Source organism: Bacillus subtilis subsp. subtilis str. 168 (genome assembly GCF_000009045.1).
GTDB classification, from domain to species: Bacteria; Bacillota; Bacilli; order Bacillales; family Bacillaceae; genus Bacillus; species Bacillus subtilis.
Genome location: NC_000964.3, coordinates 266,719 through 290,093 on the forward strand (window position 1 = coordinate 266,719; position 23,375 = coordinate 290,093).

At 47.7% G+C, this 23,375-nt stretch carries 25 protein-coding genes and 1 other RNA gene; 22 read left to right on the plus strand and 4 right to left on the minus strand.

Translation table 11 applies throughout. The features are described 5' to 3' along the window. From glnL to ycbO, 15 genes are all read left to right on the plus strand, one after another. Entirely contained in the window at positions 1–945 is a 945-nt protein-coding gene (gene glnL / locus BSU_02450) for a two-component response regulator [GlnJ] for glutamine utilisation (protein ID NP_388127.1), read from the plus strand. A gap of 226 nt (positions 946–1,171) precedes the next feature. Continuing rightward, positions 1,172–2,098 (plus strand): 5-dehydro-4-deoxyglucarate dehydratase, encoded by a 927-nt coding sequence (gene kdgD, locus BSU_02460; protein NP_388128.2) that lies wholly within the window; start codon positions 1,172–1,174, stop codon positions 2,096–2,098. Positions 2,099–2,127: 29 nt separating this feature from the next. Next, a complete protein-coding gene (gene gucD / locus BSU_02470; RefSeq protein ID NP_388129.1) occupies positions 2,128–3,594 on the plus strand; it encodes a 2,5-dioxovalerate dehydrogenase (alpha-ketoglutaric semialdehyde dehydrogenase) in 1,467 nt (488 codons plus the stop codon). Between the two features lie 83 nt (positions 3,595–3,677). Beyond that, positions 3,678–5,045 (plus strand): glucarate transporter, encoded by a 1,368-nt coding sequence (gene gudP / locus BSU_02480; protein ID NP_388130.2) that lies wholly within the window; start codon positions 3,678–3,680, stop codon positions 5,043–5,045. 36 nt (positions 5,046–5,081) lie between these two features. After that, a complete protein-coding gene (gene gudD, locus BSU_02490) occupies positions 5,082–6,449 on the plus strand; it encodes a glucarate dehydratase (RefSeq protein NP_388131.2) in 1,368 nt (455 codons plus the stop codon). 69 nt (positions 6,450–6,518) lie between these two features. Next, positions 6,519–7,220 (plus strand): transcriptional regulator (GntR family), encoded by a 702-nt coding sequence (gene garR, locus BSU_02500; protein NP_388132.2) that lies wholly within the window; start codon positions 6,519–6,521, stop codon positions 7,218–7,220. Between the two features lie 90 nt (positions 7,221–7,310). Next, the gene (gene garD / locus BSU_02510; protein NP_388133.2) at positions 7,311–8,843 is read left to right on the plus strand and encodes a D-galactarate dehydratase; all 1,533 of its coding nucleotides are present in this window, start codon (positions 7,311–7,313) and stop codon (positions 8,841–8,843) included. Positions 8,844–9,119: 276 nt separating this feature from the next. After that, a complete protein-coding gene (ycbJ, locus tag BSU_02520; RefSeq protein NP_388134.1) occupies positions 9,120–10,040 on the plus strand; it encodes a putative phosphotransferase in 921 nt (306 codons plus the stop codon). A gap of 56 nt (positions 10,041–10,096) precedes the next feature. Then, positions 10,097–10,344, plus strand: an RNA gene (tboW, locus tag BSU_misc_RNA_6) — T-box riboswitch specific of tryptophan tRNA ligase. A gap of 97 nt (positions 10,345–10,441) precedes the next feature. After that, positions 10,442–10,603, plus strand: coding sequence for an anti-TRAP regulator (gene rtpA, locus BSU_02530; protein ID NP_388135.1), 162 nt, complete (start codon positions 10,442–10,444; stop codon positions 10,601–10,603). 20 nt (positions 10,604–10,623) lie between these two features. Further along, positions 10,624–11,562, plus strand: coding sequence for a putative tryptophan or indole exporter (gene ycbK, locus BSU_02540; RefSeq protein ID NP_388136.1), 939 nt, complete (start codon positions 10,624–10,626; stop codon positions 11,560–11,562). A gap of 96 nt (positions 11,563–11,658) precedes the next feature. Next, positions 11,659–12,339, plus strand: a complete 681-nt coding sequence (gene ycbL / locus BSU_02550; protein NP_388137.2) for a two-component response regulator [YcbM] — start codon at positions 11,659–11,661, stop codon at positions 12,337–12,339. Between the two features lies 1 nt (position 12,340). After that, on the plus strand, positions 12,341–13,276 hold the full coding sequence (gene ycbM / locus BSU_02560; RefSeq protein ID NP_388138.2) for a two-component sensor histidine kinase [YcbL]: 936 nt from the start codon (positions 12,341–12,343) through the stop codon (positions 13,274–13,276). Positions 13,277–13,367: 91 nt separating this feature from the next. Continuing rightward, positions 13,368–14,291 (plus strand): putative ABC efflux transporter (ATP-binding protein), encoded by a 924-nt coding sequence (ycbN, locus tag BSU_02570; RefSeq protein NP_388139.2) that lies wholly within the window; start codon positions 13,368–13,370, stop codon positions 14,289–14,291. A gap of 18 nt (positions 14,292–14,309) precedes the next feature. After that, positions 14,310–14,996 carry a putative Na+-driven exporter gene (gene ycbO / locus BSU_02580; RefSeq protein NP_388140.3) on the plus strand — a complete coding sequence of 229 codons (687 nt, stop codon included), beginning with the start codon at positions 14,310–14,312 and terminating at the stop codon, positions 14,994–14,996. Here ycbO and BSU_02585 read toward each other — a convergent pair. Beyond that, positions 14,957–15,091 carry a hypothetical protein gene (locus tag BSU_02585; protein YP_009513940.1) on the minus strand — a complete coding sequence of 45 codons (135 nt, stop codon included), beginning with the start codon at positions 15,089–15,091 and terminating at the stop codon, positions 14,957–14,959. The two genes, ycbO and BSU_02585, sit on opposite strands and share 40 nt — an antisense overlap. Further along, positions 15,051–15,437: a putative inner integral membrane protein gene (gene ycbP / locus BSU_02590; protein NP_388141.1), complete on the minus strand. Its 387-nt coding sequence runs from the start codon at positions 15,435–15,437 to the stop codon at positions 15,051–15,053. The genes BSU_02585 and ycbP overlap by 41 nt, the downstream gene beginning before the upstream one ends. Positions 15,438–15,750: 313 nt before the next feature. Here ycbP and cwlJ point away from each other — a divergent pair, with 313 nt between their 5' ends. The 6 genes from cwlJ (at position 15,751) to tatCD (ending at position 20,058) form a co-directional block, all read left to right on the plus strand. Beyond that, positions 15,751–16,179, plus strand: coding sequence for a spore cortex cell wall hydrolase (gene cwlJ / locus BSU_02600; RefSeq protein NP_388142.2), 429 nt, complete (start codon positions 15,751–15,753; stop codon positions 16,177–16,179). A gap of 105 nt (positions 16,180–16,284) precedes the next feature. Then, on the plus strand, positions 16,285–17,016 hold the full coding sequence (gene ycbR, locus BSU_02610; protein NP_388143.2) for a hypothetical protein: 732 nt from the start codon (positions 16,285–16,287) through the stop codon (positions 17,014–17,016). Positions 17,017–17,097: 81 nt separating this feature from the next. Then, positions 17,098–17,274 carry a hypothetical protein gene (gene yczK, locus BSU_02619; protein YP_003097673.1) on the plus strand — a complete coding sequence of 59 codons (177 nt, stop codon included), beginning with the start codon at positions 17,098–17,100 and terminating at the stop codon, positions 17,272–17,274. An 18-nt stretch (positions 17,275–17,292) separates the two neighbouring features. Beyond that, positions 17,293–19,044 (plus strand): secreted phosphodiesterase (endo-hydrolysis at non-specific sites throughout the cell wall teichoic acid polymer), encoded by a 1,752-nt coding sequence (gene phoD / locus BSU_02620; protein NP_388144.2) that lies wholly within the window; start codon positions 17,293–17,295, stop codon positions 19,042–19,044. Positions 19,045–19,056: 12 nt separating this feature from the next. Then, positions 19,057–19,269: a component of the twin-arginine pre-protein translocation pathway gene (tatAD, locus tag BSU_02630; protein ID NP_388145.2), complete on the plus strand. Its 213-nt coding sequence runs from the start codon at positions 19,057–19,059 to the stop codon at positions 19,267–19,269. Between the two features lie 60 nt (positions 19,270–19,329). After that, positions 19,330–20,058: a component of the twin-arginine pre-protein translocation pathway gene (tatCD, locus tag BSU_02640; protein ID NP_388146.2), complete on the plus strand. Its 729-nt coding sequence runs from the start codon at positions 19,330–19,332 to the stop codon at positions 20,056–20,058. On the opposite strand, the gene pcp is transcribed toward tatCD, so the two are convergent. Then, the gene (gene pcp / locus BSU_02650) at positions 20,055–20,702 is read right to left on the minus strand and encodes a pyrrolidone-carboxylate (pyroglutamate) peptidase (protein NP_388147.1); all 648 of its coding nucleotides are present in this window, start codon (positions 20,700–20,702) and stop codon (positions 20,055–20,057) included. The two genes, tatCD and pcp, sit on opposite strands and share 4 nt — an antisense overlap. A gap of 78 nt (positions 20,703–20,780) precedes the next feature. Here pcp and ycbU point away from each other — a divergent pair, with 78 nt between their 5' ends. After that, positions 20,781–21,893 carry a putative lyase (PLP-dependent) gene (ycbU, locus tag BSU_02660; RefSeq protein ID NP_388148.2) on the plus strand — a complete coding sequence of 371 codons (1,113 nt, stop codon included), beginning with the start codon at positions 20,781–20,783 and terminating at the stop codon, positions 21,891–21,893. 41 nt (positions 21,894–21,934) lie between these two features. Here ycbU and lmrB read toward each other — a convergent pair whose 3' ends face one another. Then, a complete protein-coding gene (lmrB, locus tag BSU_02670; protein NP_388149.1) occupies positions 21,935–23,374 on the minus strand; it encodes a flavonoid efflux transporter; drug-export protein in 1,440 nt (479 codons plus the stop codon). Position 23,375 lies beyond the last annotated feature (1 nt).

Genomic DNA, 23,375 nt, shown 5'->3' on the forward strand with positions numbered 1-23,375 from the left:
ATGCGTTTTTTTATTGCAGATGATGACCGTGCGGTGCGGTCAATTTTAAGGCAGATCATTGAGGACGAAGATCTCGGGGAAGCTGCTGGTGAAGCAGACGACGGAAGCCAAGTGGAAGGGCATATGCTGCAATTTAAGCAGATTGATATTTTATTAATCGATCTGTTAATGCCCGGAAGAGACGGCATTGAGACGATTCGTCAGATCCAGAATACGTACTCCGGCAAAATCGTAATGATCTCTCAAGTGGAGGCGAAGGAAATGGTCGGGGAAGCGTACTCGCTCGGCATCGAATATTTTATCCATAAGCCGATTAACCGCATTGAAATTGTCACGGTTCTCCAAAAGGTGAAGGAGCGGATCGAGCTTGAACACTCGATTGGAGCCATTCAGCATTCTCTAAGCCGGCTTGTCAATCGGACTGAACGGAAAGCGCGTCCCCAGCAGAAGAGTGACAGCGGTTTAAAAGAGGCAGGAACATTCCTGTTGTCCGAGCTGGGCATGATGGGAGAAGGCGGCGCACATGATCTCATGGCGGTCCTGCAGTATTTAGCAGAACACGAGCAATCCGAGCCGCACGAAAAACAAAGCCCTTCGCTAAAACAAATATTCACCCAAGTAGCGGTACGGAAGCTGGGGACAGGAGCCTCACAGACGGAAGTCAATCGCGAAATGAAAGCCTCGGAGCAGCGTATCCGCAGAGCGATTATTCATTCGCTGCACCATTTTGCTTCACTGGGCACAACTGATTTTTCGAATCCAAAATTTGAAACCTATGCATCGAAATTCTTTGATTTTCCGGTTGTCAGCCAGAAAATGAAAGAACTCCAATCCAAGGATGCAAAACCCCTTGCACCTGCTAGAATAAATATGAAAAAATTCATCCACGTGTTTTTTTTGGAAGCAAAGCTTTTGCATGAGACGATGAAACAAAGAAGGATATAAACCAAACAGCCGGCTGACCAGGCTGTTTTTTTGCTGCGCAGAATCCCGGCCGGACAGTGATTTACCGCTTTTTTATAAAATATCAGAAAATAAAGATATTGACTTATTGTTTATTTGTCTTACAATTAAACAAAAGGATATATGGGAAGGAGCGGATGTGAAAGAAAAATTAATAAAAGCGCTTACAGATAGAGGCCGTATACACAAATAACAGGAGGTTATGTTGATGAGCCGTATCAGAAAAGCACCCGCTGGAATTTTAGGTTTTCCGGTTGCTCCTTTTAACACACAAGGAAAACTGGAGGAAGAAGCTCTTTTTCAAAACATTGAGTTTTTGCTGAATGAGGGCTTGGAAGCGATATTTATCGCTTGCGGGTCTGGTGAATTCCAATCTCTCAGCCAGAAGGAATATGAGCAAATGGTGGAAGTCGCAGTCTCGGCAGCCGGAGGAAAGGTGCCGGTCTACACGGGGGTGGGCGGCAACCTCAGCACAGCGCTTGATTGGGCGCAGCTGTCGGAGAAAAAAGGCGCCGACGGCTACTTGATTCTGCCTCCGTATTTGGTGCATGGCGAACAGGAGGGGCTGTACCAGTATGCGAAAACGATTATTGAAAGCACTGACTTGAACGCGATTCTTTATCAGCGCGATAACGCAGTTCTCTCTGTTGAACAGATCAAACGTCTGACCGAATGTGAACAGCTTGTCGGTGTCAAAGACGGGGTAGGAAATATGGATTTGAATATCAATCTCGTCTATACGATCGGCGACCGCTTGGGATGGCTCAACGGAATGCCGATGGCTGAAGTGACGATGCCGGCTTATCTGCCGATCGGGTTCCACTCTTACTCTTCAGCGATTTCAAATTATATCCCGCATATTTCGCGAATGTTCTATGATGCATTGAAAAACGGAAATGACGAGCTTGTGAAGGAACTCTATCGGCATGTGATTCTGCCGATCAACGACATTCGCAAACAACGAAAAGGCTACGCCGTATCCTTGATTAAAGCCGGTATGGAAATCATGGGTTTGAATGTAAGGAATACAGCCAGACCGCCTGTCGGCCCGGTTGAAAAAGATCATTATCAGCAATTGGAAGCAATTTTGAAGCAGGCGGCTGACCGTTTTCCGAAAAAAGCCGCGACGGTTTGACCAGAAAAAACACGAAAGGGGCAATGGGCATGTCTGTGATCACGGAACAAAACACGTACCTCAACTTTATTAACGGAGAGTGGGTTAAGTCTCAATCAGGCGATATGGTCAAAGTCGAAAACCCTGCCGATGTGAATGATATTGTCGGATATGTACAGAATTCAACGGCTGAAGATGTGGAACGTGCCGTCACCGCCGCCAATGAAGCCAAAACGGCTTGGAGAAAGCTGACGGGTGCCGAGCGCGGCCAATACTTATACAAAACAGCGGATATCATGGAGCAGCGCTTGGAGGAAATCGCCGCCTGTGCAACGCGTGAAATGGGTAAAACATTGCCGGAAGCGAAGGGAGAAACAGCCCGGGGGATTGCCATTCTGCGCTATTACGCCGGAGAGGGCATGCGAAAAACGGGTGACGTCATTCCGTCTACTGACAAAGACGCGCTCATGTTTACCACCCGTGTTCCGCTCGGTGTGGTCGGTGTGATTTCTCCGTGGAACTTCCCAGTGGCGATTCCGATTTGGAAAATGGCGCCGGCATTGGTATACGGCAATACCGTTGTCATCAAACCGGCGACAGAAACAGCTGTGACATGCGCGAAGATCATTGCCTGCTTTGAGGAAGCGGGGCTCCCGGCAGGGGTCATCAATTTGGTGACAGGCCCGGGTTCTGTTGTCGGGCAGGGGCTTGCTGAGCATGACGGTGTAAACGCCGTTACGTTTACCGGTTCAAATCAAGTCGGAAAAATCATCGGGCAAGCCGCTTTAGCGAGGGGAGCCAAATATCAGCTTGAGATGGGCGGCAAAAACCCTGTCATCGTAGCTGATGACGCTGACCTTGAAGCTGCGGCAGAAGCTGTCATAACGGGGGCCTTCCGTTCAACCGGCCAGAAATGCACCGCGACAAGCCGTGTCATCGTACAAAGCGGAATTTACGAGCGCTTTAAAGAAAAACTGCTCCAGCGCACAAAAGATATTACAATCGGAGACAGCTTAAAAGAGGATGTCTGGATGGGACCGATAGCCAGCAAGAATCAGCTTGATAACTGCCTGTCATACATTGAGAAAGGCAAACAGGAGGGCGCTTCCCTTTTAATAGGAGGAGAAAAGCTGGAGAACGGAAAGTATCAAAACGGCTATTATGTTCAGCCTGCCATCTTTGACAATGTGACATCTGAGATGACAATTGCCCAGGAGGAAATTTTCGGTCCGGTGATCGCCTTGATCAAGGTGGACTCGATAGAGGAGGCGCTGAACATCGCCAATGATGTGAAGTTCGGTTTAAGTGCATCCATCTTCACGGAAAACATCGGCCGAATGCTTTCTTTCATTGATGAAATCGATGCCGGGCTGGTTCGGATCAATGCAGAAAGCGCAGGTGTTGAGCTGCAGGCGCCTTTTGGCGGCATGAAGCAGTCGAGCTCCCACTCCCGAGAACAGGGTGAGGCAGCGAAGGACTTTTTCACAGCGATCAAAACTGTTTTTGTGAAGCCGTAATGGTGCTGGAAAGAGGCGTGCGTCTCTTTCCCGGTTTATCACAACCAGCATATGATTCTCTACTTTGAAAAGGAGAAGATACTATGAAAAAAGACTTTGCGAGTGTTACTCCGGCGGGCAAAAAAACGTCCGTGCGCTGGTTCATCGTGTTTATGCTGTTTCTTGTGACCTCTATTAACTACGCGGATCGAGCGACGCTTTCCATCACCGGAGATTCCGTCCAGCACGATTTGGGATTGGACTCGGTCGCCATGGGATATGTCTTTTCTGCCTTTGGCTGGGCCTATGTCATCGGACAGCTTCCGGGCGGCTGGCTGCTGGACCGTTTTGGTTCAAAGACTATCATTGCGTTAAGCATCTTTTTCTGGTCGTTTTTTACGTTGCTGCAAGGGGCGATTGGCTTTTTCTCCGCCGGCACAGCGATTATCCTGCTGTTTGCACTGCGTTTTCTGGTTGGTTTATCAGAAGCGCCTTCATTTCCCGGAAACGGCAGAGTTGTTGCCTCATGGTTTCCAAGCTCCGAGCGCGGGACAGCTTCAGCCTTTTTTAATTCAGCACAATACTTCGCAATCGTCATTTTTTCTCCTTTAATGGGCTGGCTTACCCACTCTTTCGGCTGGCATTCCGTTTTCGTTGTCATGGGTATTGCAGGCATTCTTCTGGCTGTCATCTGGCTAAAAACGGTGTATGAACCGAAAAAACATCCGAAGGTTAATGAAGCTGAGCTTGCGTACATCGAACAGGGCGGCGGGCTGATTTCCATGGATGACAGTAAAAGCAAACAAGAAACAGAATCGAAATGGCCGTATATCAAACAGCTGTTAACGAACCGCATGCTGATTGGCGTGTACATCGCGCAATACTGTATTACGACTCTCACCTATTTCTTTCTCACATGGTTTCCGGTATATTTGGTTCAGGCCCGCGGCATGTCTATTCTTGAAGCTGGGTTTGTCGCTTCCCTGCCGGCGCTGTGCGGATTTGCCGGCGGCGTGCTTGGGGGCATTGTGTCAGACATCTTACTCAAAAAAGGCCGTTCACTGACCTTTGCAAGAAAAGTGCCAATCATTGCCGGCATGCTGCTGTCTTGCAGTATGATTGTCTGTAACTACACAGATTCAGCATGGCTCGTCGTTGTCATTATGTCGCTCGCGTTTTTCGGAAAAGGCTTCGGCGCATTGGGTTGGGCTGTCGTGTCGGACACGTCTCCGAAAGAATGTGCAGGATTAAGCGGCGGTTTGTTCAACACTTTCGGGAATATTGCCTCAATTACAACACCGATTATTATCGGATACATTGTCAATGCCACTGGATCTTTCAATGGCGCGCTTGTGTTTGTCGGCGCTAACGCGATTGCGGCGATCCTCAGCTATTTGCTGCTGGTCGGGCCGATCAAACGGGTCGTGTTAAAGAAACAAGAACAAGACCCCGATCAATCGTTGCCTGTCTAATATTTATGAAAGCGCTTTATAAAGGGAGGAAAATGCATGAGTTCACCGATACAAGAGCAGGTTCAAAAAGAAAAAAGATCGAATATTCCCTCAATTTCTGAAATGAAGGTGATTCCTGTTGCGGGACATGACAGCATGCTGCTGAATCTAAGCGGAGCACACAGCCCGTTTTTTACCCGGAATATCGTAATCTTAACAGACAGCAGCGGAAATCAGGGAGTCGGCGAGGTGCCTGGCGGAGAGCATATTCGCCGCACACTGGAGCTGTCAGAGCCGCTTGTTGTCGGAAAATCTATCGGTGCGTACCAGGCGATATTGCAAACGGTCAGAAAGCAGTTTGGCGATCAGGACAGGGGAGGGCGAGGAAACCAGACGTTTGATTTGCGCACCACTGTGCACGCCGTCACCGCACTGGAAGCGGCTTTGTTGGATTTGCTTGGAAAGTTTCTTCAGGAACCGGTCGCGGCTTTGCTGGGCGAAGGGAAGCAGCGTGATGAAGTAAAAATGCTCGGTTACCTCTTTTACATCGGCGACCGAAATCGGACGACCTTGCCGTATCAAAGCGATGAGCAGTCAGATTGTGCGTGGTTCCGTCTGCGCCATGAGGAAGCGCTGACGCCGGAGGCCATTGTGCGTCTTGCCGAATCCGCACAGGAGCGCTATGGCTTTCAGGATTTCAAATTGAAAGGCGGGGTGCTGCGGGGAGAAGAGGAAATCGAAGCTGTTACCGCATTATCGAAACGTTTTCCAGAGGCAAGGATCACTCTTGATCCGAACGGGGCATGGTCATTAGAGGAAGCTATTGCATTATGCAAAGGAAAGCAAGATGTGCTCGCGTATGCGGAAGATCCATGCGGGGATGAGAATGGCTACTCCGCTCGTGAAGTAATGGCTGAATTCCGCCGCGCGACAGGGCTTCCGACTGCGACAAATATGATTGCGACTGACTGGCGGGAAATGGGTCACGCGATTCAGCTCCACGCGGTCGATATACCGCTGGCTGATCCGCATTTTTGGACGATGCAAGGGTCGGTGCGGGTTGCGCAAATGTGCCATGATTGGGGTTTGACATGGGGCTCGCACTCCAACAACCACTTTGATATTTCCCTTGCGATGTTTACCCATGTGGCAGCAGCGGCTCCGGGGCGGATCACGGCGATTGATACCCATTGGATCTGGCAGGACGGGCAGCGATTAACGAAACAGCCTTTTGAGATTTCTTCTGGCTGTGTCAAGGTGCCGGATAAGCCTGGACTAGGCGTCGATATTGATATGGAACAAGTGGAAAAAGCGCATGAGATCTATCGGAAAATGAATTTAGGCGCACGGAATGATGCGATCCCAATGCAGTTCCTGATCAGCAACTGGGAATTTGACCGGAAGCGCCCGTGTCTTGTGCGATAAGTTTGATTGTAAATATTGTCATATCCGCTATTTTGTCTTACAATTGAACAACTGAAGGGAGAGTTGTTCGTGTACGAAGGTTTAGAGGATTTGAAAGTCGATACAGTCAATCGGAAAACATTAGCCAAGCAGGTCATCGAACGGATTGTCCATTTATTATCGAGCGGACAGTTGAGGGCCGGAGACAAATTGCCGACAGAAATGGAACTGATGGACATTTTGCATGTCAGCAGGCCGGTGCTACGGGAAGCACTCAGTTCACTTGAAACGCTGGGCGTCATTACGAGAAAAACACGAGGGGGCACATATTTCAACGATAAAATCGGCATGCAGCCATTTTCCGTCATGCTTGCTTTGGCCACTGATAATCTTCCGGCTATCATTGAAGCGCGGATGGCGCTAGAACTCGGGCTCGTGACAATTGCCGCGGAAAAAATCAATGAGGAAGAGCTTCAGCGTTTGCAGAAGACGATCGACGATATTGCCAACAGCACTGACAATCATTATGGTGAAGCGGATAAAGAGTTCCATCGAATTATTGCGTTAAGCGCCAATAACCCCGTCGTTGAAGGGATGATTCAGTCCCTGCTGATCACCCATGCGAAAATTGACAGCCAAATTCCGTACAGGGAGAGAGATGTAACGGTCGAATATCACAAAAAAATCTACGACGCCCTTGCCAAAAGAGATCCGTACAAAGCACATTACCACATGTATGAGCATCTGAAATTTGTCCGTGACAAAATTCTAAAAGGAATGGATGAAAAATAATGGTGAGCAACCGCAGTTGAAACGTAAGAGCTGCGGTTTTTTTAAACCAATTTAGAAAACGCTTACTAAAATATGAGGAGTGATTTTCATATGGCGATGAACCTCAGGAAGAACCAAGCCCCCCTTTACATCAAAGTGCATGAAATAGATAACACCGCGATTATTGTAAATGATGGAGGGCTGCCAAAGGGCACTGTTTTCTCATGCGGGCTCGTACTTGAAGAGGATGTTCCTCAAGGCCATAAGGTGGCCCTCACCGATCTCAATCAAGGGGACGAGATCGTGCGTTACGGAGAGGTGATCGGATTTGCTGATGAGACGATCAAACGCGGGAGCTGGATACGGGAAGCCCTCGTGAGAATGCCCGCTCCTCCGGCGTTAGACGATCTTCCTCTCGCAAACAGGGTGCCGCAGCCGCGGCCCCCACTTGAAGGATATACATTTGAAGGATACCGAAATGCGGATGGCAGTGCGGGGACAAAAAATATCCTCGGCATCACGACAAGTGTTCAATGTGTTGTTGGCGTTTTGGATTATGCAGTCAAACGAATAAAAGAAGAGCTGCTGCCGAAATACCCAAATGTCGATGACGTTGTGCCGCTGCATCATCAATACGGATGCGGCGTGGCGATCAATGCGCCCGACGCTGTCATTCCGATCCGCACGATTCAAAATCTTGCGAAGCATCCGAACTTCGGCGGTGAAGTAATGGTAATCGGATTGGGATGTGAAAAGCTCCTCCCGGAAAGAATTGCCTCCGAAAATGATGATGACATTCTATCGCTCCAGGATCACCGAGGTTTTGCGGCGATGATCCAATCCATTTTGGAAATGGCGGAGGAACGGTTAATCAGGCTGAACAGCAGAACCCGGGTGTCATGCCCTGTTTCGGATCTGGTTATCGGCCTGCAATGCGGCGGCAGTGATGCGTTTTCCGGCGTGACGGCGAACCCTGCCGTGGGGTATGCGGCTGATTTATTGGTTCGCGCAGGTGCAACGGTTTTGTTTTCTGAAGTGACAGAGGTGCGGGATGCCATTCATTTATTAACGCCGCGGGCTGTCAGTGAAGAGGTCGGACAATCGCTGATCAAAGAGATGAAGTGGTATGACAGCTATCTTCGGCGGGGAGACGCAGACCGTAGCGCAAACCCGTCACCAGGCAATAAAAAAGGCGGATTATCCAATGTGGTGGAAAAAGCGTTAGGTTCGGTAGCGAAATCAGGCACAAGCCCCATCTCCGGCGTGCTCGGCCCTGGTGAAAGAGCAAAGCAAAAAGGCCTGCTGTTCGCGGCGACACCGGCAAGCGATTTTGTGTGCGGCACCCTGCAGCTGGCTGCGGGCATGAATTTGCAGGTGTTTACGACAGGGAGAGGAACACCATATGGCCTGGCTGCTGCGCCGGTTCTGAAAGTATCGACGCGGCATTCCTTATCAGAGCATTGGGCTGATTTAATCGATATCAATGCCGGCCGAATCGCGACAGGAGAGGCCAGTATCGAAGACGTAGGCTGGGAAATCTTCAGGACGATTTTGGATGTGGCAAGCGGCCGCAAACAAACGTGGGCAGACCGTTGGGGTCTTCATAATGATTTGTGCTTGTTTAATCCTGCTCCAGTGACTTGATTCATGTTTTTATAGCGGAAAGATGGAATATGCTGTAAAATGAAAATCAGCGTATAGGAAACGGAGGGGTTACAGCATGGCATTCATTAGATTCCGAGTGACACGAATTCAATAGTGAACAACTCTCGCCTGAATGCGAGAGAATCGGGATGAATCCGCCTATGTATGAGCCCTTATATGGTTATCAAAAAAGAGGGTGGCGTGCCTGCCCTTTTTTGTGCCTTCAAGCATCCCTTCTCTCTACTGCAGGCCGGAGCATGAGAAAGGGGAAATGGGATGACAAACCTTAACGAAAAACAGCTTATCACTGAGATTGTCGGGCTTGCACGCAGCCAAGGTTTGACGGTTCATTCTGAGAACGCGCAATTGAATGAAACCGGAATGGACTTTCAAGTTGTATTTGCCAAGGACGACACAGGTATGCCATGGGTGCTGCGAAAACCGCGGCGAAGTGATGTTGTGGAAAGAGCATCTGCAGAAGGCATAACGCTTGCCTTTCTCCGCGCGAATCTGACTGCTGATGTGCCGGATTGGAGAATTCATACACCGGAATTGATCGCTTACCCCATGTTAAAAGGAACGCCGGCTGCTGGAATTGACTTGGAACAAAAGCAATATGTATGGAATATGGATCATCAGCCGCCGTCAGACGACTTTGTCCGCACACTTGCCGACATACTGGCTGAATTACATGGCACGGATCAAATATCTGCTGGGCAATCCGGAATAGAAGTGATAAGGCCAGAAGATTTCAGGCAAATGACAGCAGACTCTATGGTTGATGTGAAGAATAAGCTTGGCGTATCTACGACGCTTTGGGAAAGATGGCAAAAGTGGGTAGATGATGATGCATACTGGCCGGGTTTCTCTTCTTTGATACACGGCGATCTCCACCCGCCGCATATCCTTATCGATCAAAATGGACGTGTCACAGGACTTCTGGATTGGACAGAAGCGAAGGTTGCTGACCCAGCCAAGGATTTTGTTCTTTATCAAACCATTTTCGGAGAAAAAGAAACTGCCCGTTTGCTTGAATACTATGATCAAGCAGGCGGCCGAATATGGGCAAAAATGCAGGAACACATCTCAGAGATGCAGGCGGCGTATCCGGTGGAAATCGCCAAGCTAGCTCTGCAAACACAGCAGGAGGAACACATCAATATGGCGCTGGAAGCACTTGGTGTAACATCGGATTAAGAATTGACTTCGTTTCATGAACCGAGTATTATAAACTCTACAAATAATAGAACGGATTAACAATCGTGAGGAAGAGCAAGTACGCATCAGAATGGAGGTTCAGAGAGTCGGTGGCAGGTGTGAACCGATCCTCCCCTGATGCCGAATGGGCTTCTGAATTGCTTTGCTGAACGGATAGTAGGCGATGCCGGGTTTCTCTCCCCGTTACCAAGAGAGGAGTATCGAAACATAGGTTTTCTGTACTTAGAGTGAACGGCTGTATAGCTGTTAATAAAGGTGGTACCGCGAGACCCTCGTCCTTTGCATAGGACGGGGGTTTTTTGTGTTTCTTAAAGGAGGTGACGGCCAATGTACGATGGCTGGTGGTGGCATAGCAGATGAGTTAGAAAGGAGGATATCAAATGGTCATTGCAACTGATGATCTTGAGGTCGCATGTCCTAAATGTGAAAGAGCGGGAGAAATCGAAGGAACACCTTGCCCGGCCTGCAGCGGAAAAGGTGTTATTCTGACTGCTCAAGGATATACGCTTCTCGATTTTATCCAAAAGCATTTGAATAAGTAAAGGAGAAAAGCTGAGCTGAGATGAGAGCAGAAGAGCAGAGTAAGATTCGTGAGGCCGCAGCAGGTACGATTTTTTTGCTGATCGGAACAGTTTGTTTTGCGTCTAAATCGATTTGGATAAAATGGGCATACCAAATGGGTGCTGAGCCAGATGCCGTGCTGCTATACAGGCAGCTGCTGGCTGTTCCGCTGTTTTGGCTGATTTTTTTAATATACCGTCCTCCAATGCCAGACGGTAAGAAAAAAGGAGACCTATGGAAGGCTTGTGGCGCGGGAGTGTTTTGTTTTTTTCTGTCTCCCTTGCTTGATTTTATCGGGCTGAACCATGTATCCGCAATGGTTGAACGTATATTGCTGATGAGCTATCCGTTGTTTGTGTTTGGATTCACCGCGTGTCGTGACCGGAAAATGTCCTCAATTCAGGACCTTTTCGCAGTTCTGGCGGTCATGTTTGGGCTTTTCTTGGCGCTGGGCGGCTGGAATGCTGAGCTTTTCCAGGCGAATATGATTGGAGCTGTATTCATTTTGTTATCTTCGGCCGTCTATGCTGGTTATCTTGTCCTTTCCGGGCATCTCGTCCATCAAATCGGAGGGATCCGTCTCAATGCATACGGGATGACAGCTGCTGGAGCTGCCATGATGCTTTACACAGGGATAAAATCGGCGGCTGGCATGAATACGCCAATGGCAGCATATCCGCTTTCTATGTATGGTTTGTTCGCAGTAATTGCAGTCGTTACCACAGTGATTCCATTTGTGCTAATGCTTGAGGGCATAAAACGAATCGGGGCACAGCGAGCCGCCGCCATTTCAATGGCAGGGCCTATCCTGACGATTTTCTATGGAGCTTTATTTCTCGGTGAACGGCTCGGGCTCATTCAAGTCATTGGATGCGGTGGCGTATTTTTTGTCATTACGGGCATGGAATACAGGAAGCTGAAAACAGGAAAAAAAGAATAATTTTTATAAAACACACACGTTTTTCAATTACAATAAGTGTAATTACGTGTGTGTTTTTTGATTTTGTAAAGGTTAGGTGAGGAGATGCAGCGCATATTGCTTGTAGAAGACGACCACTCAATCAGTGAAATGGTGGATCATTATTTAACAAAAGAAGGCTTTGGAATTGTGCATGCTTTCGACGGAGAAGAGGGCATCCGGCTGTTTCAGCAGGGTTCATACGATTTGGTCCTCCTTGATATCATGCTCCCGAAGCTGAACGGCATGGATTTTCTGAAAATCATCCGGGAAAAAAGCAATATACCGGTCTTAATGATTTCGGCAAAAGATGGAGATGTGGACAAGGCATTGGGACTGGGCTTTGGGGCGGATGATTATATCGCCAAACCGTTTTCGATGATTGAGCTGACAGCCCGAGTAAAAGCCGCGATACGGCGGGCGACGCAATATTCGGCAGAGGAGCCGGCTGTGAATAAGGTGATCCGGATTCACCAGCTTGCGATAGATATAGACAATGTTTCCGTTTTGAAAAACGGAGAGCCGCTCCAGCTGACGTCAACAGAATGGCAGCTGCTGTGCTTATTTGCATCAAATCCTAAAAAAGTGTTTACGAAAGAACAAATCTACCGTTCCGTTTGGAATGAAGAGTACTTTGATGATCAGAACATCATTAACGTACATATGCGGCGGCTCAGAGAAAAGATTGAGGATGACCCCTCCTCCCCTCAATATATTAAAACGTTATGGGGCATCGGTTATAAATTAGGAGAGTTTTAGAATGACAGTGCTATGGGTGGCCGCTGTCATCGCTCTGGCGTGTCTGAATGTGATTCAATTCATAATGAAAAAGAAGCGGGACGGGAATCTGGCTTACACGGCTGACCAGCTTAGCTACATGCTCAGCCGGGATTCGGCAGGACAAATTTTGCTTCCTACAGACGATCATGCGCTCAAAGACTTGCTTGTTAACATCAATCTTATCGTTGAGAATCGTCAGCAGATCAGCGCCCAATTTGCCAAAACAGAGCAATCCATGAAGCGGATGCTGACCAATATGTCGCACGACCTGAAAACGCCGTTAACGGTCATTCTCGGTTATATTGAAGCCATTCAAAGTGACCCGAACATGCCGGACGAAGAGCGGGAAAGATTGCTGGGGAAGCTCCGCCAGAAAACAAATGAACTTATTCAGATGATCAATTCCTTTTTTGATTTAGCGAAATTAGAATCTGAAGATAAAGAGATCCCGATCACCAAAGTACATATGAACGACATATGCAAACGAAATATCCTGCACTATTATGACGCTGTTCAGTCAAAAGGCTTTCAAGCAGCCATCGATATCCCCGATACGCCGGTGTATGCGCAGGCGAATGAAGAGGCTCTGGACAGAATCCTGCAAAACCTATTGTCCAATGCGATTCAATATGGCGCGGCCGGCAAGTTAATCGGGCTGACGCTGTCTTATGATGAGAGGAACATCGCCATCACCGTATGGGATCGCGGAAAAGGGATTAGTGAAACCGATCAGCAGCGGGTGTTTGAGAGGCTGTACACACTGGAAGAATCCAGAAATAAAGCATTTCAAGGAAGCGGCTTGGGTTTAACCATCACAAAACGGCTTACAGAAAAAATGGGAGGCATCATATCCGTCCAAAGCAAGCCGTACGAACGGACTGCATTTACGATCACATTGAAACGCATGACATATTAATCGTAAGAATTTCTTAAGGTTTGAGAAATAAAAATGACAGGGCTCGCCGCTACAATAGAAAACAGGAAAAGAGAGGGAAGGAGAAACAAAGTTGACTTATATCGTACAAACAAACGGGCTGACCAAAACATATCAGGGCAAAGAGGTCGTATCCAATGTCAGCATGCATATTAAAAAAGGTGAAATCTATGGCTTTCTCGGCCCGAACGGCGCGGGGAAAACAACCATTATGAAAATGCTGACGAGCCTTGTCAAACCGACAAGCGGTGAAATCATCATCCTTGGGAACAAGTTCACCCACACGTCATATGAGGTGCTGGGGAACATCGGCAGCATGATTGAATATCCGATTTTTTATGAAAACCTGACAGCTGAAGAAAATTTAGATCTGCATTGTGAATATATGGGATACCACAATAAAAAAGCCATACAAGAAGTGCTGGATATGGTGAATTTAAAACAAATCGACAAAAAACCCGTCAAAACCTTTTCCCTCGGGATGAAGCAGCGCCTTGGAATTGCGCGTGCCATCCTCACGAAGCCGGACCTGCTTATTCTGGATGAGCCGGTGAATGGTCTTGACCCTCTCGGCATTAAAAAGATCAGGCAATTGTTTCAAGTGCTGAGCAAAGAGTACGGGATGACGCTGCTGATCTCAAGCCACCTGCTGGGTGAAATCGAACAAATCGCGGACACAATCGGCGTCATTCGGGACGGCAGGCTGCTTGAAGAGGTATCAATGGAGGATGTCAGGGGCCAGAACACTGAATACATCGAGCTTGTCACGCCGAATCAGACAAGGGCCTGCTTTGTGCTGGAGAAAGAGCTGCAATTAACCAACTTTAAAATATTAAATGAGAAAACGATTCGAATTTACGAGGCTGAAGCCTCTCAGGCTGCCATATCCAAAGCATTGATTTTAAATGATGTAGACATTGAATCAATGAACAAAAAGTATACGTCGCTGGAGGATTATTTTATCAAATTGATCAACGGCAATAGCATCAGTGCGTAAAGGAGGAGAGACACGTTGATGAATTTGATCAGAATCGAATTAAGAAAAATGAAAATGGGCTGGTATATCAGAGGTGCCCTCATTGCCAACGTGATCATTATGGGTTTTATGTGGCTGATCAGTTATTCCGAAAAAGCCGATGGCGGGGTTTCGTTCCAAAGTACGGATGAAGCATTCCTCATCATCGGCACCTTCGTCAGAGCGGTATTTATCGTATTTGGCGCTGTGCTGATCGTAAAATTGGTGATTTCGGAATATAAAAACAAAACCATTCTTGTGATGTTCACGTACCCGATCAGCCGTAAAAAGCTGCTCACCGCTAAGCTCATGATCGCGGGCGGACTGACGTTTATCACGATTTTACTTTCAAATATACTCATAGCCGCCGGTTTCTTTTGGCTGAACTCGATCTGCCATTTCATACCGGGAGAGCTTACTTCCGAGATCATTTCTCAACAGGCGGTCAAAATGGCGGTTTTCGCTTTTGGCGCCGCTGGAACCAGTTTAGTTCCCATCTTTTTTGGGATGCGTAGACACTCGGTTCCGGCGACCATCATTTCATCTGTAGTAATTGTGATGCTCATCAGCTCAACAAGTCCGGGCTTCTCGATTTCATCTGTTGTGTATATCCCGTTATCGTTAGCGGCATTCGGTTTGTTCTTTTCCTACATGGCGATCAGGAATGCGGACAAGCAGGATGCGTAAACAAAGGCGCCCAATATGTATAAAAGGCCGATGCTGTCAGCACCGGCCTTTCCATTATGAGTCTGTTCTTGTTTCAAGATAATGCTTCTTGCCAATCTCTTTGCTCATCATATAGAAATGGAAGCAATATTCACCGATTGCCATGACGATCGCGCCGAATAAAGCCGCCAATGCAACTTCACCGCCAGTCATCCCCATAGAAAGCGGCATGCCCATCAGCCAGATCACGAGAAAGGCCAAACCAAAATCAGCCAAAGTTGCAATCATATTATTCCATTTCGGCAATACATAAAGATCGCCCAGCAAATAAGAAATAACCCCTAACACAATCGTCATTAGCAGCGTATCACCAAACGTGAAACCAAAGCCCAGACCAAGCACCAGATACAACACAATAATCGTCATAATACCTTTAATAGCGAGCGCTTTCACATGTGTCATTACAATTCCTCCTTTTGTCATTTGATTTGTTATGTATAATTCCTCAAATGTAAAAAGTTAAACCTTATTTCTTTTCGGAGGCGGGTGCAAATCTGCTGGGGAGAGGTCAATGATGTGAATCCAGGAATTGAGGCTGCGGCGCTTCGACAGCGGAAACGTGAAGCTTGTACTGCACCGGACGCTGCTTTGATGCCCAACAGCCCATTATGTTTGCTGTTTTTAGATGAATAAATTTAAAAACTTCTCCTGTCCCTCCGTCATCACTTCTGAAGTAATGAAATATGATGAAAAGAGATCAAGGGGAGGTGACGTGATGGCGGTCGTGAGAGCAACGAGTGCGGATGTCGATTTGATGGCAAGGCTGCTCAGAGCGGAAGCGGAAGGCGAAGGCAAGCAGGGGATGCTGCTTGTCGGCAACGTTGGAATTAATCGGCTGCGGGCGAATTGCTCAGATTTTAAAGGCCTCCGCACCATCAGGCAGATGATTTATCAGCCACACGCGTTTGAGGCTGTGACTCATGGATATTTTTATCAAAGGGCGCGAGATAGCGAGCGTGCCCTTGCACGCCGGTCGATTAATGGTGAAAGGCGCTGGCCTGCAAAATTTAGTTTATGGTACTTCAGGCCGCAGGGGGACTGTCCAGCCCAGTGGTATAACCAGCCGTTTGTGGCCAGATTTAAGTCACACTGCTTTTATCAGCCGACGGCGGAGACGTGTGAAAATGTATATAACACATTTTAGAGACAGGACACCGTTCAAATTGAACGGTGTTTTTCTTTGAAAAGATGCAATGCAAAATATTCCTGTGAGATAATCAAAGAAAAAAGAGCTGACGGAGATGACAGAATGGCAACAATTGACCTGCAAAAGAAAAGTGTAAAGATCGTACTGGAGAAAAAGCAGTTAACGAAGGTGACGGCTCGTGTTGGACTGGTTCTTGATATTACGGGATCGATGAGACCGCTCTACAAAAACGGGACGGTTCAAAATGTGGTGGAGCGGATTTTGGCAGTGGCTGATCAGTTTGATGATAACGGTTTGCTGGATGTATGGGTGTATGATAATGAATTTTCCCGATTAAAGCCAGTTTCAGAAAAGGATTTTTCGGGCTATGTCGATCGTGAAATTTTAAATAATGACCGCTTGCATAAATTCGGCAGAAATGATGAGCCGCCAGTCATGAAGGACGTGCTGCGCAAATATGTTACGGAGGAACCGAGCTCGTATCCTGCTTTCATTGTTTTTATCAATGACGGGGGCTGTAAAAAGTCAATCAAACCGATAATTGAAGCTTCTTCTGATAAACCGGTGTTCTGGCAGTTTGTCGGCATCGGAAACGGAAACTTTGATTTTCTCAATAAACTGGATACGTTAGAAGGGCGTGTCATTGATAACACGAACTTCCTGCATATCGAAGAGATTGACCGCATTTCTGATGATGAGCTTTATGATGCTCTGCTTGCTGAATTTCCATTTTGGCTGAAAGAAGCGAAGGAAAAAGGGATTGTAAGAGAACAAGAGCCTCCTGCTGAAAAGCCGAAAAAGAAGGGCTTTTTCAGCAGATTGTTTTCGAAATAACTGATAAAGAGCACTGAGTCATTCTGCGAAATGGCTCGGTGTTTTTGTTTTTTTAAGATCATGTGAAGAAAAATAGGCCGAATGGGCGGCTTGCAAACGACAGGATATGCAGAAAACGCGTCATTCAGCCAGCTTTCGGCATGTTTCAGCAGCAGGCTTGTGAGGGAAGACCTGTTTTTAATGTTCAGCGCTTACAATCAGTTCACACTTCTTCACAGTCGTTTAACAATGATTTCCTATAATGGAGACGATCAATGAGGAGAGAGGGGATCTTGAATGGCATACGACAGTCGTTTTGATGAATGGGTACAGAAACTGAAAGAGGAAAGCTTTCAAAACAATACGTTTGACCGCCGCAAATTTATTCAAGGAGCGGGGAAGATTGCAGGACTTTCTCTTGGATTAACGATTGCCCAGTCGGTTGGGGCCTTTGAAGTAAATGCTGCGCCTAACTTCTCAAGCTATCCGTTTACATTAGGGGTAGCGTCAGGTGATCCGCTTTCTGACAGTGTCGTGCTTTGGACACGTCTGGCACCAGATCCGCTGAATGGCGGGGGAATGCCGAAGCAAGCAGTGCCTGTCAAATGGGAGGTCGCAAAGGATGAGCATTTCCGCAAAATCGTAAGAAAAGGCACTGAAATGGCTAAACCAAGTCTTGCCCATTCCGTTCATGTGGAAGCGGACGGGCTTGAGCCAAACAAAGTGTACTATTACCGTTTCAAAACCGGCCATGAACTAAGCCCTGTCGGAAAAACAAAAACACTGCCTGCCCCTGGCGCCAATGTGCCGCAAATGACCTTTGCATTTGCTTCCTGCCAGCAATATGAGCACGGATATTATACGGCCTACAAGCATATGGCAAAGGAAAAGCTTGATCTTGTCTTCCATCTCGGTGATTACATATATGAATACGGCCCAAATGAATATGTATCAAAAACAGGCAATGTCCGCACGCACAACAGCGCGGAAATCATTACGCTGCAAGACTATCGGAACCGTCACGCTCAATACCGTTCTGACGCCAATCTTAAAGCTGCACATGCGGCATTCCCTTGGGTTGTAACTTGGGATGACCATGAAGTTGAAAACAACTATGCCAATAAAATACCTGAAAAAGGACAGTCGGTTGAAGCATTCGTGCTCCGCCGCGCGGCAGCATACCAGGCATACTATGAACATATGCCGCTCCGCATTTCCTCTTTGCCGAATGGCCCAGATATGCAGCTGTACCGGCACTTTACGTACGGAAACCTGGCGTCCTTCAATGTGCTTGATACCCGCCAGTACAGGGACGACCAAGCCAATAACGACGGCAATAAGCCGCCTTCTGATGAATCGCGCAATCCGAATCGGACTCTGCTTGGAAAAGAACAGGAGCAGTGGCTCTTCAACAATTTGGGCAGCTCGACAGCCCACTGGAATGTGCTGGCGCAGCAGATTTTCTTTGCCAAGTGGAATTTCGGGACAAGCGCAAGCCCGATCTACAGCATGGATTCGTGGGACGGCTACCCGGCTCAGCGCGAACGGGTTATCAATTTCATTAAAAGCAAAAATCTGAATAATGTTGTCGTACTGACAGGTGATGTACACGCAAGCTGGGCATCGAATTTGCATGTCGATTTCGAGAAGACAAGTTCAAAAATATTCGGAGCCGAATTTGTTGGAACCTCGATCACTTCCGGAGGGAACGGAGCGGATAAGCGAGCGGATACGGACCAAATTTTAAAAGAAAATCCGCACATCCAGTTCTTTAACGACTATCGCGGATATGTCCGCTGTACAGTGACGCCTCACCAGTGGAAAGCCGATTATCGGGTGATGCCATTTGTGACCGAGCCGGGCGCAGCCATTTCCACGCGGGCTTCATTCGTTTACCAGAAAGACCAAACCGGGTTGAGAAAGGTATCATCCACAACAATCCAAGGCGGGGTGAAGCAATCCGATGAGGTCGAAGAGGATCGTTTCTTTTCGCACAACAAAGCCCACGAAAAACAAATGATTAAGAAGCGTGCAAAAATCACGAATTAAGGAGTGGAAATTATGTTTTCAAACATTGGAATACCGGGCTTGATTCTCATCTTCGTCATCGCCCTCATTATTTTTGGCCCTTCCAAGCTGCCGGAAATCGGGCGTGCCGCCGGACGGACACTGCTGGAATTTAAAAGCGCCACAAAATCACTTGTGTCTGGTGATGAAAAAGAAGAGAAATCAGCTGAGCTGACAGCGGTAAAGCAGGACAAAAACGCGGGCTGAATGCTGATGAGGCAGACACCGGGTCTGCCTCTTTTTTTATGAAAGGGAGGGCTTTTTTGAATGGATAAAAAAGAAACCCATCTGATCGGGCATTTAGAAGAGCTTCGCCGCCGGATTATCGTCACCCTTGCGGCATTTTTTCTATTTCTCATCACGGCTTTTTTGTTCGTACAGGACATTTATGACTGGCTGATCAGGGATTTGGATGGAAAGCTGGCTGTGCTAGGACCGAGTGAAATCCTCTGGGTGTATATGATGCTTTCCGGCATTTGTGCCATTGCGGCTTCTATCCCTGTTGCCGCGTACCAGCTGTGGCGTTTCGTTGCACCGGCGCTGACTAAAACGGAGCGCAAGGTGACGCTCATGTACATACCAGGTTTATTTGCGTTGTTTTTGGCGGGCATCTCCTTCGGATACTTTGTCTTGTTTCCGATCGTGCTCAGCTTTTTGACTCATTTATCCTCCGGCCACTTTGAAACGATGTTTACGGCTGACCGCTACTTTAGGTTTATGGTGAATTTGAGCCTGCCGTTCGGCTTCTTGTTTGAGATGCCCTTGGTGGTGATGTTTTTAACAAGGCTGGGCATCTTAAATCCTTACAGACTGGCCAAAGCGAGAAAGCTTTCCTATTTTCTGCTGATTGTCGTGTCCATATTGATTACACCGCCTGATTTTATTTCTGATTTTCTCGTGATGATCCCGCTTCTTGTCCTGTTTGAAGTGAGTGTCACCCTATCGGCGTTTGTCTACAAAAAGAGGATGAGGGAAGAAACAGCGGCGGCCGCTTAGTGCAGCGTACCACCCGGTGACTTCACATCCTCATCATATTGTGCGGCCGTAACAGCGGCGATTCTCAATGCCCGGACAATCGTGTCCAGGCTGAGGCTCGGCGCTGTTTTGTCGATTGTTTGCTGCGGAATGTAAGGAATATGAATAAAACCGCCGCGAATGTGTGGGGATGTCCGGCTAATGTGATCCATTAACCCGTAGAACAAATAGTTGCATACAAAGGTCCCCGCTGTGTAGGAAACCGCAGCTGGAATGCCGTGTTCCTTCATCTTAGCAGTCATTCGTTTCACGGGAAGCCTTGTCCAGTAAGCGGCGGGCCCATCTGGAGAAATCTCTTCATCAATCGGCTGATGTCCTTCGTTATCGGGGATTCGCGCATCTGCAAGGTTGATTGCCACTCGTTCCGGTGTAATCTGCATCCGTCCTCCTGCTTGGCCGACACAAATTACGATATCTGGCTGATGTTTTTGAATGGCTTGGCGCAGAGTGTCCAGAGCGGATCTAAAGACGGTTGGAATTTGTTCCGCTGTAATAATGGCTTCTTCTGTCTCGAAGCCATTAAGCCGTTTCGCCGCTTCCCATGATGGATTGACGGTTTCTTTGTCAAAAGGGTCAAAGCCTGTGATCAGCACTTTTTTTCTCATTCTCCCATCTCCTTTTTCTTTTATTCTATTGTTTATTTATGGGTTTTTCATCAAAATAATGTAAAGGAGTGAATCATAATGGAGCATTTGCCGGAGCAGTATCGCCAGTTATTCCCAACCTTGCAGACGCATACGATGCTTGCCAGCTGTTCTCAGAGCGCATTGGCAGAGCCTGTATCAAGGGCGATCCAGGATTATTATGATAGCCTGCTGTATAAAGGGACGAACTGGAAAGAAGCGATTGAAAAAACAGAGTTTGCGAGAAACGAGTTTGCAAAGCTGATCGGGGCTGAACCGGATGAAGTGGCGATTGTGCCGTCAGTTTCTGATGCACTGGTTTCTGTAGCATCGTCCTTAACTGCATTTGGAAAGAAGCACGTTGTATATACAGATATGGATTTTCCGGCGGTGCCTCATGTTTGGCAGGCACACTCCGATTATACCGTATCCGTCATTCCATCAATAGACGGCGTGCTGCCGCTTGAACAATATGAAACGCATATTTCGGATGAAACAGTACTGACGTGTGTTCCTCACGTTCATTATCGTGACGGCTATGTTCAGGATATAAAAGCGATTGCCGAGATTTCTCAGAGAAAGGGCTCTTTATTGTTTGTAGATGCTTATCAATCAGCCGGGCATATTCCCATTGATGTGAAGGAATGGGGCGTAGATATGCTGGCAGCAGGCACCCGGAAGTATTTGCTCGGCATACCGGGTGTGGCGTTTCTTTATGTGAGAAAGGAGCTGGCTGACGCACTGAAGCCGAAAGCATCAGCTTGGTTCGGAAGAGAGAGCGGATTTGATGGGGCTTATGCAAAAGTCGCGCGCCGTTTTCAAACGGGCACCCCAGCTTTTATCAGCGTATACGCAGCTGCAGCGGCTTTATCGCTGCTGAATCATATTGGGGTTTCTCATATCAGGGATCATGTGAAAACGATCTGTGCCGATGCAGTTCAATATGCCGCTGAAAAAGGCCTGCAGCTGGCGGCGGCACAAGGTGGGATTCAGCCGGGCATGGTTGCGATCCGGGATGAGCGGGCATCGGAAACGGCGGGGTTGCTGAAGAAGAAAAAAGTGATTTGCGCGCCGCGGGAAAATGTTATCCGTCTCGCTCCCCATTTTTATAATACGAAGGAGGAAATGCGGCACGCGATTGATGAAATCGCGGCGAAAACGATCCACAAGTAAACATGAAAAAGCCCCTGAACACTAGTCAGGGGCTTTTCATATTAATGATCTACTTTAACGCGTTTCATAAAGAAAGCGCCAATTAAACCGATAATGGCAACAATCATTGCAAACACAAATGCGTGCTGTACGCCTGCTGTCAAAGCTTGCGGGATGACTGCCGGATCGGCAGGGTTTTTAACTGTACTCATATAATCATGCTGGCCTGCAGCCATAATGCTGACCGCAACCGCTGTTCCGATAGCGCCGGCCATTTGCTGCAGCGTGTTCATAATGGCGGTGCCGTCTGGATAAAATTCACGCGGCAGTTGGTTTAAACCGTTTGTCTGTGCAGGCATCATGATCATAGAAATCCCGATCATCAAGCAGGTGTGCAGGATGATAATCAGCACAGCTGTTGAAGTGGTCGTGACATTTGAGAAGAACCATAGTACAACGGTGACAATCACAAATCCCGGAATGACAAGCCATTTCGGCCCGTATTTATCGAACAAGCGGCCTGTAACAGGGGACATAAATCCATTTAAAATACCGCCCGGCAAGAGAACAAGACCAGATGCAAATGCAGTGAGGACTAAGCCGCCTTGCAGATACATCGGCAGAAGCAGCATAGATGACAGAATGACCATCATACAAATGAACACCATGATCACACCCAAAATAAACATCGGGTATTTGAACGCACGGAGGTTCATCATAGGCTGCTTCATTGTCAGCTGGCGGATTGAAAATAAGATAAGGCCGACAACGCCGACAATCAGCGACACGATAACAGTCGGGCTGGACCATCCCCCGGAGCCTTCACCCGCGTTGCTGAATCCGAATACAATGCCGCCGAAGCCAATCGTCGACAGGATGATAGACAATACATCGATTTTCGGCTTTGTCGTTTCAGATACATTTTGCATATATGCGATACCGAAAACAAGCGCCAGCACAAGGAATGGAAGAGAGATCCAGAAAATCCAGTGCCAGTTGAGATGCTCCAGAACCAATCCTGAGAAAGTTGGGCCGATGGCGGGCGCGAACATAATGACAAGCCCGATCGTTCCCATTGCGGCACCCCGTTTATGAGGCGGGAAAATCACCAAGATTGTGTTAAACATCAGCGGCAGTAAAAGACCGGTTCCAAGTGCCTGAACGATCCTTGCCGCTAATAAAAACGAGAAGCTCGGCGCAAGCGCCGCAATGAATGTACCTAAAATTGAAAAGATAAGTGACACGGTAAAAAGCTGTCTTGTTGTGAACCACTGCAACAGCAGTCCTGAAACAGGAACAAGGATACCGAGTACAAGCAGGTAGCCCGTCGTTAACCATTGGACGGTTGCCGCTGTAATGTTCAATTCCTTCATAAGGTCGGTTAACGCAATATTCAGCGCTGTTTCACTGAACATGCCGATAAAACCGGCCAACAGCAAGGAAATCATAATCGGCATCACTTTGTATTGCTGAGATGCTTTAGCTGTTGTTTCCAAAATCATT